This is a genomic window from Streptomyces sp. H39-C1 (genome assembly GCF_027158125.1).
In the GTDB taxonomy this organism is placed as follows: domain Bacteria; phylum Actinomycetota; class Actinomycetes; order Streptomycetales; family Streptomycetaceae; genus Actinacidiphila; species Actinacidiphila fildesensis.
This window is the reverse complement of sequence record NZ_JAPVLS010000086.1, coordinates 29,102-42,710: the sequence shown is the minus strand read 5'-3', so window position 1 is coordinate 42,710 and position 13,609 is coordinate 29,102. Positions and strand designations below refer to the sequence as shown.

General features: G+C 72.6%; 8 protein-coding genes and 2 pseudogenes. 6 read left to right on the top strand and 4 right to left on the bottom strand.

Going from position 1 to position 13,609, the window contains the following annotated elements:
• A pseudogene (locus tag O3W51_RS38265) lies at positions 1-172 on the top strand (acyl-CoA thioesterase domain-containing protein); the annotation flags it as partial.
• 171 nt (positions 173-343) lie between these two features.
• On the opposite strand, the gene O3W51_RS38260 reads toward O3W51_RS38265, so the two are convergent.
• The 4 genes from O3W51_RS38260 to O3W51_RS38245 form a co-directional block, all read right to left on the bottom strand.
• Positions 344-1,522, bottom strand: a complete 1,179-nt coding sequence (locus O3W51_RS38260) for a sensor histidine kinase (protein WP_138355057.1) — start codon at positions 1,520-1,522, stop codon at positions 344-346.
• Positions 1,519-2,196: a response regulator gene (locus tag O3W51_RS38255; RefSeq protein WP_269288593.1), complete on the bottom strand. Its 678-nt coding sequence runs from the start codon at positions 2,194-2,196 to the stop codon at positions 1,519-1,521. Before O3W51_RS38255 ends, O3W51_RS38260 begins: the two co-directional genes overlap by 4 nt.
• Before the next feature lie 104 nt (positions 2,197-2,300).
• Positions 2,301-3,092, bottom strand: coding sequence for a phosphatase (locus O3W51_RS38250; protein WP_269288591.1), 792 nt, complete (start codon positions 3,090-3,092; stop codon positions 2,301-2,303).
• Between the two features lie 214 nt (positions 3,093-3,306).
• Positions 3,307-4,956 (bottom strand): PucR family transcriptional regulator, encoded by a 1,650-nt coding sequence (locus O3W51_RS38245; RefSeq protein WP_138355060.1) that lies wholly within the window; start codon positions 4,954-4,956, stop codon positions 3,307-3,309.
• A 133-nt stretch (positions 4,957-5,089) separates the two neighbouring features.
• On the opposite strand from O3W51_RS38245, the pseudogene O3W51_RS38240 reads away from it, so the two are divergent.
• The 5 genes and pseudogenes from O3W51_RS38240 to O3W51_RS38220 form a co-directional block, all read left to right on the top strand.
• Positions 5,090-5,248: pseudogene (locus tag O3W51_RS38240) on the top strand (sodium:solute symporter); the annotation flags it as partial.
• Between the two features lie 141 nt (positions 5,249-5,389).
• Positions 5,390-6,361, top strand: a complete 972-nt coding sequence (speB, locus tag O3W51_RS38235) for an agmatinase (RefSeq protein WP_138355061.1) — start codon at positions 5,390-5,392, stop codon at positions 6,359-6,361.
• Complete coding sequence (locus O3W51_RS38230; protein WP_269288590.1) at positions 6,358-7,983, top strand: thiamine pyrophosphate-binding protein; 1,626 nt, start codon at positions 6,358-6,360, stop codon at positions 7,981-7,983. The genes speB and O3W51_RS38230 overlap by 4 nt, the downstream gene beginning before the upstream one ends.
• Positions 7,984-8,157: 174 nt before the next feature.
• The gene (locus O3W51_RS38225; RefSeq protein WP_138355063.1) at positions 8,158-12,054 is read left to right on the top strand and encodes an ABC transporter ATP-binding protein; all 3,897 of its coding nucleotides are present in this window, start codon (positions 8,158-8,160) and stop codon (positions 12,052-12,054) included.
• Between the two features lie 85 nt (positions 12,055-12,139).
• Entirely contained in the window at positions 12,140-13,564 is a 1,425-nt protein-coding gene (locus O3W51_RS38220; RefSeq protein ID WP_198357340.1) for a S28 family serine protease, read from the top strand.
• Positions 13,565-13,609: the final 45 nt, after the last annotated feature.

The following is a 13,609-nucleotide window of genomic DNA, read 5'->3' as shown; positions in this document are numbered from 1 at the left end:
CCACGCCATGTGGTTCCACCGGCCCTACCGCGCCGACGACTGGCTGCTGTACGACCAGCAGAGCCCGTCGGCGTCCGGCGGCCGGGGACTGGGCACCGCCCGGATCTACACCCAGGACGGGCGCCTCGTGGTGTCCGTGATCCAGGAGGGCGTGGTCCGCGTCCCGGTCTAGGGCGTGTGTCGAAAGTAGCGCTGTTCGCCCGGAGGGCGTGGCCCACGGCGTCTGGTGCGTGCGCTCGCAAGGCGGAGGGTCGTCCTCGTACTGGTCGTACGTGGACGAGCCCGACAACGCGGCGAGGGCGCGTGCCAGGCGGGGCTTTCGAAACACGCCCTAGCTGCAGCCTTACGCGGCGGGGAGGACGGCCCGCACCAGGAAGCCGCCGTCGGGTTGCGCGCCCGCGTCGAGGGTGCCGCCCAGCTGGGCGGCACGTTCGCGCAGGCCGGCGAGGCCGTGGCCGCCGGAGGGCAGCAGCGGACCGGGCCGCTCACCTGGCGGGCCGTTGCGGACGCTGACCAGGAGCCGCCCCCCGGTCAGCCGTACGTCGACTTCCGTCTCCGCGCCCGTCGCGTGCTTGCGCACGTTGGTCAGCGACTCCTGCACGATCCGGTAGGCGGCGTGCCCGACGGGCGCCGGGCAGCCTCCCGCGTCGACCCGGCCCCGCACCGTGGGGCCCGCCGTCGCCAGCAGCGCCGGCAACTCGGCCAGTCCGGGTCCGGCCGGCGCCGCCCGGCCCGCCGTGTCCGCCGGGTCCGACGAGCCGGACGCGTTCGTCACGGGAAGCCGCAGCAGGCCGACCATGCGACGCAGTTCGTCCAGCGCGTCCCGGCTCAGCTCGCGCACCGCTCCGGCCGCGTCGCGGGCCTCCTGGCTCCGCGCGGTGACCTCCAGCGCGCCGGACTGCACCGCGATGAGGCTGATGTGGTGCGCGACCGTGTCGTGCATCTCGCGGGCGAGCCGGGCGCGCTCCTGGACGACGGCCTGCTCGGCGGCGAGCCGCGCTTCGCGTTCCCGGCTCGCGGCCAGCTCGGCGAGCCGGGCCGCCAGCTCCCGCCGGGAGGAGCTGAGCAGCCCGAGGGCCGTGGGGGCGGTGGCCAGCAGGGCGGAGAGCAGCAGCGCCAGGATCGTGGGCGCCGGCTCCCAGTCGATCGTGCCGAGCCACGGCCAGGGGACGAAGGAGACCACGGCCACGGCCGCGGCGCAGCCGCCGATGACCCACATGCGGGGCGTGACACGGGGGCGGGACCTGGTGCTGCCGTTTGCGTCCGGCGCCGTGCGGCCCGTCCCGCCGGAGGCGACCTGGTAGAGCGCGGCCATCGGCGCCAGCCACACGTACCCGAGCGAGAGCGCGGGCAGTGTCGCCGCGAAGGCGAGCAGCGGAAACCGCCGGCGCACCAGGAGAGCGGCCGTCGCGGTGCACGCGACGGCGAGCGAGAGGGAGCCGCCCATCGACCGCGTCGCCCACACCTCGGTCGCGGAGAGGGCGATCAGGGCGGCATCGAGGACGGCCGGCCGCAGTCTCACGTCCGCTCCACGGCCGGGGCGAGTCCCGCGCGGTGGGCGAGCACGGCCGCGGCGACCCGGTTGGGCGCGTCCAGCTTCCGCAGCACCGCGCGCACATGGTCCTTGACGGTGGCGACCGTGATCCCCAGCCGTGCGGCGATGTCGGAGTTCGGCAGACCCGCCGCCACGAGGACGAGGACTTCGCGCTCGCGGGTGGTGAGCAGGCCCAGGGCGACGGCGTCCGCACCGCCGGGGTTGTCGAGGCCCGTCCCGGCCCCTGCCCCGAGGTAGCCGTGCACGACCGTACGGCTGACGGTCGGCGTGAAGACCGTCCCGCCGGAGGCGAGCACCCGCACGGCGTCGATCAGCGTGCCCACGGCCGTGTCCTTGAGGAGGAAGCCGGTGGCGCCCTCCCGCATCGCGGCACTGATGTACGCGCTGGTGTCGAACGCCGTGAGCATCGCGACGGCGGGCGGCCGCGGCAGGGCGCGCAGCTCCCGCAGGACCGTGAGCCCGTCCGGTGCCGGCATCACGGCGTCCAGCAGCACGAGGTCGGGTCCGGCCGCCTCGATGGTGGCCACCGCGTCCCAGCCGTCGCAGTCGACGACCACCGCGATGTCTCCCGCGGTCTCCAGAATCCGCCGCAGGGCGACCCTGACCAGCGCCTCGTCGTCGACGATCGCTACATGGATCAACTTGCGCCTGCCTTCTGAAGCCCCTCTGCGATCGTAACCAGAGACTCCGGATCCGCAGAGTCCGGATCCGCTGCGCGGAGGTAGGCCGCGTGCCCGCGCCGGGCTCAGATCCGTGCTTCGAGGCCTGCGGCGGCCAGCAGGTAGGCGGTGAGCGGGTCGTACAGGTGGGGCGGCACGTTGTCGTCCAGGGGGACCGTCACCGTCAGGTCGCCCTCGGCCTCACCGACGAACAGCGCGGGATCGTTGCAGTCCGCGAACCCGACCGTGTCGATGCCCTGGCCGCCCGCGAAGCCCGCCCACCCGTGGTCGGCGACGACGAGATCGGGCTCCTGGCCCTCGTGCTCCATGGCGTCCAGCACCTCCCGCATGGGGTCGGGGGAGTGGGTGTGCATGAGGTTTCCGCCGCGGTGCAGGACGGACACGCCACCGATGTGCCGGATCTCGCCGTTGTCGGCGTACAGCCGGTCCGCGGGCAGCAGGATCTCGCAGCCCGCGTCGCGCAGCGCGGCGGCGAGCGCCTGGTGGACGGCGAACATGCCGGCCGGGTGACCGGTGGCGAACAGCACGCGGGCTCGGGATTCCGCCGCCTTGCGCAGCTCGACGGCCATCCGGTCCAGCGCGTCGATCGTCAGTTCCGCGTCGATGGTGTCCTGGCCCCTGCGGTGCTTCGGGTTGGCGACGACCCCGCAGCGTTCCACCATCAGCTCCAGCACGGCCCGCGGATCCGTCCAGCGCTCGCCGAGCTCCAGGCCCAACCAGTAGTAGCGGTTCCCCTCGGCGAGCTCACGGTAGTGATCCAGGTTGTTCTCGCGGCTCGTGGCCACGTCACCCGCGATGCGGGTGCGTATGAGGTGCTCGGCGAGGGACTGGCGGGACGGCGTCGTGTCATGGGGCATGTGTCTCATTGTCGCGCCTGGCCGCACGGGCGTAGGGGGCGAGGGTGATCGACACCGATGTGTGACCCTCGGAGGGATCCTGGACCGGCTTTCCGCCGGCTGTCGACGACGCTCCTCCGGGCACCGGTTCCAGCCTCGGCACGGGCCCGGCCGTGTGTCGGTCCCGGCGTGGGCCCGATGCCGCTGACAGCGTCGCCGCCGACGTCGTCGCTGCTCAGAGCCAGCGCAGGGCGAACCAGAGGTCCATGCGGGTGTCGGGGTCGTCCAGGTCCGCGTCGAGCAGCGCGGCGGTCCGCGCGATGCGCTGCCGGACCGTGTTGCGATGCACTTCCAGTGCCACGGCGCTGCGGTCCCAGCTGCCGTGCAGCGCCAGCCAGGCGCGCAGGGTCTCCACGAGGGCGGGGGAGTCCAGCAGCGGTTCCAGCAGGGCGCGGGCCTGGGCGCGCGCCTCCTCGGGCGCCACGAGCGCCGTCATGCCCGCGCCGCCGCCGCGGTGCCGGGCCAGCTCGGAGCGGTTCGCGACGGCCCGGCGCAGCGCACCCGCGGCCTGGGCGTCGGCGGCGGCGAGTTCCGCCGTGGACGCGGGGGCGCTGACCCCGAGCGTCCAGCCCGGCTGCGCGGAGATCCGGCGGTCGGCGGGCAGCAGGGCCCGGACGGCGGCGACCCCGTCCGCGTCGACCAGCGCGGTGCCGAGCGCGGCCGCCAGAGCGGCGGCGGCCAGCGGTGCCGCCTCGCCGCGGGTGGGGCCGGAGCCGCGGTGGTGCCCGTGCACCACGATCCAGCGCGGCCCGGTCGCCGCGACGGCTTCCGCCTCGCCGCCGGTCTCGGCGGCAGGCCGGGTGGGAGCGGTCAGCAGGGGCGCGACGTCCTCGGGGCGCGCGCCGAGCAGCAGCCGCACCAGGGCGGCGGAGCGGTCGGTGTCGGCCGTGCCCTGGTAAGGGCCGGTGAGCAACGAGAGCAGCACGGTGGCGACCCCGGTGAGCGCGTTGTCGGCCGGATCGCGCCGCCCCGCCGCGACCGCCAGCACCAGGCCCTCGCCGGGAGCGCTCCCGGCCAGCGCGTAGGCCGCCAGATGCGCGCCGGCGACGGTGTCGGTGGCCGAGGACGGAGCCTGGACGGTCTGCGCCCGGTCGCCCGGCAGCGGCCTGACCACCTGCGCCAGCCGGCCGAGCGCCGTGCGGACCGGCGGCCCGGGGCGGGTGCCCGCCCCGTACAGCTCCCCGCCGCCGGGGCCGAGGAGGGCCGCCCAGCCGCCCAGATGGTGGGCGAGCTGACGCAGCACGGCGGGCACCGGCTCGGGGCGGGCGGCGGCGGAGGCCAGGGACTGCTGGGCCTCGGTGACCCGGCGCAGCTCGCGATGGCGGGCCTCGGCCATCGCCTGCCAGACAGCCCGGGCGACCGCGGTGAACGGGGTTTGCGGCGGAACCTCCACCAAAGGCAGGCCGTACCGGTCGCACGCCTCCACGAGGGCGCGGGGCGTCTCCTCGTAGACGGGTGCGAGCCCGAAGCCGAGCGCCGCGGCACCTGCCTCCACGGCGCGTGCCACGTAGTGGTCGAGATAGGCGTCGTCGACACCGCCACCGGCCTGGTCGACGCCGAGGTCATCGGTGGGGCCGCCGTCGGCGTCGGCCGGGCGCGTTTCCCGTCGCCTCGTGGTGTCGCCCGCCGATGGGAAGTGCACCCCGGCGGTCAGCAGCAGCTCGCCGCCCAGCAGATACGGAACCGGGTCTTCCATCTCACTGGTGTGCACCCAGTGGACGGGGATGTCCTCGCGCGGACCCGCGACCTGCCGAAGTCCCAGGTCCGCGCGGGCCAGCAGATCGGCGAGCGGTACCGGGGGAGTGGGCGGCGCCAGACTCGGCATGTGCGGTCCATCCACTGGAGTGACGTCGAATGGAGGAAACGTACACTTCAGCGACATCTTTCAGCCACCTAGGGTCATCCCCGGAATCGCCCGCATTCAGTGAAGCGCTTCGGACGGAGGAGAGCCCATGGCTGTCGACTACGGCCTGCTGGCCTCGCTCGCCACGTACGCCGTGGTGAGCCTGGCCACGAAGCCGACCGACGCGGCCGTCCTGGCGGCCTGGCGCGAGCGGCTCGCGGGCCGCGGCGCCACCGTCCCGGCCGTCGCGGAACCGGTGCCCGCACAGGGCTGAACCGGTCCCGGCACAGGGTCGTCCCGGTCCCCGGACCGGGCCGAACCGAAGTTATCCACAGCCCCGGCCCGCTTGTCAGCGAGCCGGGGGACACTCGAATCACACCGAAGCACCACGAGTAACGCGAAAGAAGGCACCCCGATGAGCAGCAACGAACCGCGTGGACCGATCGACTCGTCCCGCATCCCGCGGTACGCCGGCCCCGCCACGTTCGCCCGGCTGCCCCGGCTGGACGAGGTCGGCACCGCGGACGTCGCCGTGGTCGGTGTGCCGTTCGACAGCGGGGTCTCGTACCGTCCCGGCGCCCGCTTCGGCGGCAACGCCATCCGTGAGGCCTCCCGGCTGCTGCGCCCGTACAACCCGGCGCAGGACGCCTCGCCGTTCGCGCTCGCCCAGGTCGCGGACGCGGGCGACATCGCCGCCAACCCGTTCAACATCAACGAGGCCGTCGAAACCATCCAGGCCGCCGCCGACGATCTGCTCGACACCGGCGCCCGCCTGATGACCCTCGGTGGCGACCACACCATCGCGCTGCCGCTGCTGCGCTCGGTCGCCCGCAAGCACGGGCCTGTCGCCCTGCTCCACTTCGACGCGCACCTGGACACGTGGGACACGTACTTCGGCGCCGAGTACACCCACGGCACCCCGTTCCGCCGCGCCGTCGAGGAGGGCATCCTCGACACCGAGGCGCTCTCCCACGTCGGCACCCGCGGCCCGCTGTACGGCAAGAAGGACCTGGACGACGACGAGAAGATGGGCTTCGGCATCGTCACCTCGGCGGACGTCATGCGCCGCGGTGTCGACGAGGTCGCGCAGCAGCTGCGCGAGCGCATCGGCGACCGGCCGCTGTACATCTCCATCGACATCGACGTCCTGGACCCGGCGCACGCCCCGGGCACCGGCACCCCGGAGGCCGGCGGCCTCACCTCCCGTGAACTGCTGGAGATCATCCGCGGGCTCTCCTCCTGCCACCTGGTCTCCGCCGACGTGGTCGAGGTCGCCCCCGCGTACGACCACGCGGAGATCACCTCCGTCGCGGCCTCCCACACGGCGTACGAGCTGACCACGATCATGTCCCGGCAGATCTCCGCGGCCCGCCAGAGCGCCAAGTGACGGCCCGCAACGGCGGCGACCTCGTCGTCGAATCCCTGGCCGCGCTCGGCGCGACCACGGTCTTCGGGCTGCCCGGGCAGCACGCCCTCGGCACCTTCGACGCGCTGCGCCGCTCGACGCTCAGCTACGTGGGGCTGCGCGTCGAGAACAACGCGGGCTTCGCCGCCGACGCGTACGCCCGGGTCACCGGCGGCGTCGCCCCACTGCTGGTCTCCACCGGCCCCGGCGCGCTGATGACGCTCGCCGCGCTCCAGGAGTCCGCCGCCGCCTCCGCGCCCGTGCTGGCCATCAGCAGCCAGGTCCCGACCGCCGGACTCGGCGGCGGACGCCACGGGTACCTGCATGAACTGCGCGACCAGAAGGCGTCGTTCCGCGACGTGGTCAAGTCCGTGCACACGGTCCGCACCGCCTCGCAGATCCCCTCGGCGCTCGCCGAGGCCTGGGAGTCCGCGCTCACCGCGCCGTACGGACCGGTGTGGGTGGAGATCCCGCAGGACGTGCTGCTCGCCGGCACCGGCGTCCCGCTCGTCACCGCGCTGCGTGCGGTGCCCCGCCCGCTGGAGCCGCGCGCCGAACTGATCACCGAGGCGGCCCGGCTGCTGTCCGGGGCACAGCGGCCGGCCATCCTGGCCGGCGGCGGCGTCGTACGGTCCGGCGCGGCCGGGGAGCTTCTCGCGCTGGCCGAGCAGCTCGACGCCCCGGTCGCCTCGACGTTCGGCGGCAAGGGCGCGTTCCCCTGGGAGCACCCGCTGTCGCTGCAGTCCTGGATCGAGGACCGGCACACCACCGACTTCCTCGAAGCTGCCGACGTGCTGCTCGTCGTCGGCTCCGGCCTCGGCGAACTCTCCTCGAACTATCACACGTTCCGCCCCCGCGGCCGGGTGATCCAGATCGAGGCGGACCTCGGGAAGCTGGAGTCCAACCACCCGGCCCTCGGCATTCACGGCGACGCCCGGCTCTCGCTGGCCGCCCTGTGCGACCTGACGGTGCCGCGCCCGGACGAGGAGGCCGCCAAGGCCGTCGCCGAAGTCCTGGCGCTCGTCGGTGACCGGATCGCCGGCCAGGACCTGGGCCTGGAGCAGCAGTTGCTGGCCGCGGTCCGCGACGCCCTGCCCGACACCTCGCCCAGCTGCTGGGACATGACGATCCTCGGTTACTGGGCCTGGTCCGCCTTCGACGCCCGGCACCCGAACACCATGCACTCGGCGCAGGGTGCCGGCGGCCTCGGCTACGGCTTTCCCGCCGCCCTCGGCGCGGCCGCCGCCGATCCCACGCGGCCGGTCCTGGCCGTCTCGGGGGACGGCGGAGCCATGTACTCCATCGCCGAGCTGGCCACCGCGCGGCAGTACGGCCTGCCCGTCACCTGGCTCATCGTGGACGACGGCGGTTACGGCATCCTGCGCGAGTACATGACCGACGCCTTCGGCCAGGCCACCGCCACCGAGCTGGCCCGCCCGGACTTCGTCGCCCTCGCCGAGTCCTTCGGGGTCCCGGCCACCGCCACCACGCCCGACACCCTCCGCGACGACCTCGCGGCGGCGCTGGCCACCCCGGGCCCCTCCGTCGTCGTCCTCCCGGCGCACCTGCGGATGTTCGCCCCCACCCATCTCATAGGGAGCTGACCGGCCGCCCGCTCCGCCGGGAGCGGGCCGCCCGGCTCCGGCAAGGCTTAGGTCCATCGCCCGAGAGGAGTGAGACCTTGGCCCCTCTTTGGCTGCGGTTTGTTGCAGCAGGATGAAATTCGCACGCCAGCGCGTTGCAGCGTCGGGTAGTCGTGGATCAGTGGGAGGACCCGGGTGACATCGGCGAAGGTTGAGCCGGAGCAGGGCTGGTTGCGGCGGTTGGTCGGCTATTGCTGGCGGTACCGCCGCAACGTACTGCTGGCGTTGGGCGCGTCACTGGGCGGGATGGCCGTCACCGCGCTCGTCCCACTGGTGCCGAAGCTGATCATCGACGACGTGGTGCTCGCGCACGACCGTCCGCTGCTGCCCTGGGCGATCGTGCTGGTGGTCGCGGCCGTCGCCGTCTACGTCCTGACGTATGTGCGGCGCTTCTACGGCGGCCGGCTCGCCCTCGATGTGCAGCACGACCTGCGCAGCGACATGTTCCGCTCGCTGACCCGGCTGGACGGCCGGCGGCAGGACGAGCTGGACACCGGCCAGGTGGTCGGCAGGGCCACCAGCGACCTGCAGCTCATCCAGGGCCTGCTCTTCATGCTGCCGATGATGATCGGCAACGTGCTGCTGTTCGTGCTGTCCCTGATCGTGATGCTCACGCTCTCCCCGCTCCTCACCCTCGTCGCGCTGGCCGTCGCCCCCGCCTTGTGGTTCATCGCCGACCGCAGCCGTAAGCGGCTCTTCCCCGCCACCTGGTACGCCCAGGGGCAGGCTGCCGCCGTCGCGGGCATCGTCGACGGGTCCGTCACCGGCGTCCGCGTGGTGAAGGGCTTCGGCCAGGAGCAGCAGGAGATGGACAAGCTGGAGGGCGTCAGCAAGAAGCTGTTCGCCGGCCGGCTCCGCACGATCCGGCTGAACGCGCGCTACAGCCCGGCCCTCCAGGCCGTGCCCTCGATCGGCCAGGTGGGCATGCTGGCGCTCGGCGGATGGATGGCGACCCGCGGGCAGATCACGCTCGGCACGTTCGTCGCGTTCTCCACGTACCTCGCGCAGCTCACCGGCCCGGTGCGGATGCTGACCATGATGCTGACCGTCGGACAGCAGGCACGGGCCGGCGTCGAGCGCGTTCTCGAACTGATCGACACGGAGCCGACGCTGGAGGAGGGCACCCGGACGCTGCCCGAGGGCGCGGCCACCGTCGAGTTCGACCACGTCACCTTCGGCTACGACCCCGAGCGGCCGGTGCTGGCCGACTTCTCGCTGCGCGTCGAGCCCGGTGAGACCGTCGCCGTCGTCGGTGCCTCGGGCTCCGGGAAGTCCACTGTCTCGCTGCTGCTGCCGCGCTTCTACGACGCCACCGGCGGCGCGGTGCGGATCGGCGGCGAGGACGTCCGCGACCTCACCTTCGACTCGCTGCGCGGCGCCATCGGCATGGTGCCCGAGGACAGCTTCCTGTTCTCCGACACCGTGCGCTCCAACATCGCCTACGGACACCCGGACGCCACCGATGAGCAGGTGCTCGCCGCGACCCGCGCGGCGCAGGCCCACGAGTTCATCGAGGCGCTCCCCGAGGGCTACGACACCGTGGTCGGCGAACAGGGGCTGACCCTGTCCGGCGGCCAGCGGCAGCGCGTCGCCCTCGCCCGCGCGATCCTGACCGACCCGCGGTTGCTGCTCCTGGACGACGCGACCTCGGCGGTCGACGCCCAGGTCGAGGCGGAGATCTTCGACGCGCTGCGCGAGGTCGTGACCGGCCGGACGACGCTGCTGATCGCCCACCGCCGCTCGACTCTGGCGCTCGCCGACCGGATCGCCGTCCTGGAGGACGGCCGGCTGGCGGACATCGGCACCCATGACGAGCTGGAGGAGCGCTCCGCGCTCTTCCGCAAGCTGTTGACCGACCCGGACGCGCTCGGCGCGGACGTCGTCACCGCCGACCCGGCCGGTGTGCTCGCCGCCGCCTGGTCGGGCGAGGGCGCCGCGACCGGACTTGCGGAGCGCACCGCCACCGCACCCGGATCCGAAGAGGCTCACGGGTCCGAGAGGCTCAACGGGTCCGACCGGTTCAACGGAACGGGCAGGATCAACGGATCCACAGTGTCCGACAGCGTGACGGCAGAGCTGTGGCCCAGGGAACCGCACCCCGCTGACGGGCCCGCTACGGGGAAGGCACGGGAGAACGGAGCCGCCCCGGCTCCCATCGTTCCGGCGGCGGGTGGACCCGCCGGCATGGCCGCCGCGATGGCCGGGATGCCGGCCTCGCCCGATCTGCTCGCGAAGGTGGCAGCGCTGCCACCCGCCACCGACACACCCGACGTGGACGAGGCGCAGGCCCGCATCGTCGACGAGGAGTTCGGGCTGCGCAGCCTGCTGCGCGGCTTCCGCACCCCGCTGCTGTTCAGCCTGCTGCTGGTGGCGGCGGACGCCATCGCCGGACTGATGCTGCCGGTGCTGATCAGGCACGGCATCGACTCCGGTGTCCGGGAGGCCGCGCTCGGCGCGGTCTGGGCGGCCTCGGCCGCCGGCCTGGTGATCGTCGTCGTGCAGTGGGCGGCGCAGTGGGGATCGGCGCGGCTGACCGGCAGGACCGGCGAGCGCGTCCTCTACACGCTGCGGGTGAAGATCTTCTCGCATCTGCACCGGCTCGGGCTCGACTACTACGAGCGTGAGCTGACCGGCCGGATCATGACGCGGATGACCACGGATGTCGACGCCCTGTCGACATTCCTGCAGACCGGACTGGTCACCGCCCTGGTCAGCGTGCTCACCTTCTTCGGCATCCTGGTCGCGCTGCTCGCCCTGGACGTCCAGCTGGCGCTGCTGGTGTTCGCGACGCTCCCGCCGCTCGTCCTGGCCACCTGGGTGTTCCGGCGCAAGTCCGTCCGGGCGTACGAACTGGCCCGTGAACGCGTCGGCGTCGTCAACGCGGACCTGCAGGAGAACGTCGCCGGGCTGCGTATCGTGCAGGCGTTCCGCCGTGAGCGCGTCGGCGCCGTCCGGTTCGCGGAGCGCAGCAGCGCGTACCGCGAAGCCCGGGTGCGCGGACAGTTCCTGATCTCGGTGTACTTCCCGTTCGTCCAGCTGCTGTCCAGCGGCGCGGCCGCGCTGGTGCTGATCGTCGGCGCCCAGCGGGTCGGCGCGGGCACCCTGACCGCGGGCGCGCTCGTCGCGTACCTGCTCTACATCGATCTGTTCTTCGCGCCGGTGCAGCAGCTGTCGCAGGTCTTCGACGGCTACCAGCAGGCGTCGGTGTCGCTCGGCCGGATCCGTGAACTGCTGCGGGTGCCGAGCACCACCCCGGCCGCGGCCCGGCCGCTGGCCGTCCCGTCGCTGCGCGGTGAGATCACCTTCAAGGACGTGCACTTCCGGTACGGGGACGGCGCCGAGGCGCTGAGCGGCGTGGACCTGCACATCCCGGCCGGGCAGACGGTCGCCTTCGTCGGCGAGACGGGCGCGGGCAAGTCCACGCTGGTCAAGCTGGTCGCCCGGTTCTACGACCCGACCGGCGGCGGTGTCCTTGTCGACGGCACCGACATCCGCGAACTGGACATGACGGCCTACCGGCAGCGGCTGGGCGTCGTACCGCAGGAGCCCTACCTGTTCGCCGGAACGGTGCGCGACTCCATCGCGTACGGACGGATGGACGCGACGGACGCGGAGGTCGAGGCCGCGGCCCGGTCGGTCGGCGCGCACGAGATGATCGCGACGCTCGACGGCGGCTATCTGCACCTGGTCAGCGAACGCGGCCGCAACCTGTCCGCAGGGCAGCGGCAGCTGATAGCGCTGGCCCGGGCCGAGCTCGTCGATCCCGACATCCTGCTGCTGGACGAGGCGACGGCCGCGCTCGACCTGGCCACGGAAGGGCTGGTCAACCAGGCCGCCGACCGGCTGGCGGTGCGGCGCACCACGCTCGTCGTCGCGCACCGGCTGACCACGGCCTCGCGCGCCGACCGTGTCGTCCTGCTCGACCACGGCCGTGTCATCGAGGACGGCACCCATGACGAACTGCTTGCCGCGGACGGGCGATACGCCCGGTTGTGGCGCACATTCGTCGGTGAAGTACGGGCCGCCGCCTGATATTTCACTGTCCCAAGGCCCTCTGGTGGTAAGACCGTTGCTCCCCTAGGTTCGCGGCAACGTCCGTGAACCCAGGGGAGGGTGCATGCGTAAGGCGCTCAGATGGCTGCTGTCACTGATGCTGCTCGTCGGCGCGACCGGTGCGGTCGGGGCCGGTGCGACGGGGACGGCCACCGCCGCGGATTCAGCGAGTGTCGATTCGGCGAGTGCGGATATCAAGGACCGCATTCTGGCGATACCCGGGATGACCCTCATCGAGGAGAAGCCGGTCACCGGCTACCGCTACTTCGTTCTCCATTACACCCAGCCGATCGACCACCTCCGCCCCTGGAAGGGCACCTTCCAGCAGCGGCTGACGGTGCTCCACAAGGCGACCGACCGCCCGACGGTCTTCTTCACCTCCGGCTACGGGCTCTCCACCAACGCGAGCCGCTCGGAGCCGACCCGGCTCATCGACGGCAACCAGGTCTCCATGGAGTACCGGTTCTTCACGCCGTCCCGCCCCGCCGAGCCGGCCGACTGGTCCAAGCTCGACATCTGGCAGGCGGCCAGCGACCAGCACCGGATCTTCCAGGCGCTGGACCGGATCTACCACCGGAACTGGATCGACACCGGCGGCAGCAAGGGCGGCATGACCGCCACCTACTTCCGCCGCTTCTACCCGAACGACATGGACGGCACGGTCGCCTATGTCGCGCCCAATGACGTGGTCAACAAGGAGGACTCGGCCTACACGGAGTTCTTCAAGACCGTCGGCAACGCCGACTGCCGTGCCGCGCTCAACGCCGTGCAGCGCGAGGCGCTGGTACGCCGGGACGAGATCGTCGCCCGCTACCAGAAGTACGCCGACGACAACGCGCTGACCTTCACCACCGTGGGCAGTGCCGACAAGGCGTACGAGAACGTCGTGCTGGACCTGGTGTGGGCGTTCTGGCAGTACCACCTGGAGTCGGAGTGCCCGACCGTCCCCAAGCCGACCGCGACCACCGATGAGCTGTACACCTTCATCGACACCATCTCCGGCTTCGACTTCTACACCGACCAGGGCCTGGAGTACTACACGCCGTACTACTACCAGGCCGGCACCCAGCTCGGCGCGCCCACCTTCGCGACCCCGCACCTCAAGGGGCTGCTGCGCTACCCGGGCATCTACCAGCCGCGCTCGTACGTGCCGCGGTCCATCCCGATGACCTTCAAGCCGTCGGCGATGCCGGATGTGGACAACTGGGTGCAGCACCACGCCCAGCGGATGCTGTTCGTTTACGGAACGAACGACCCATGGGGTGCAGAACCGTTCCGTCTCGGGAAGGGCGCGAAGGACTCCTTCGTGATGTGGGCGCCGGGCGCGAACCACGGCGCGAACATCGCCGCGCTCAAGCCCGCGGACAACGCCAAGGCGACCGCCAAGGTGCTGAAGTGGGCGGGCGTCACCCCGGCCACGACGCTCGCCCCCTCGTTCGACGCGAAGCTCGACGTACCGAACGACGTCATGGACCGCCACCCGCTGTAGCGCCGGACCCGGCCCTGGTCCCGGGTTCGGAGATCAGGGCGTGAT

Bases quoted from the DNA above. Each gene is read 5' to 3' on its own strand.
- O3W51_RS38245 (WP_138355060.1), bottom strand. From the start codon at position 4,956: ATGCCGAGTCTGGCGCCGCCCACTCCCCCGGTACCGCTCGCCGATCTG.
- O3W51_RS38220 (WP_198357340.1), top strand. From the start codon at position 12,140: ATGCGTAAGGCGCTCAGATGGCTGCTGTCACTGATGCTGCTCGTCGGC.
- speB (WP_138355061.1), top strand. From the start codon at position 5,390: ATGAGCAGCAACGAACCGCGTGGACCGATCGACTCGTCCCGCATCCCG.
- O3W51_RS38250 (WP_269288591.1), bottom strand. From the start codon at position 3,092: ATGCCCCATGACACGACGCCGTCCCGCCAGTCCCTCGCCGAGCACCTC.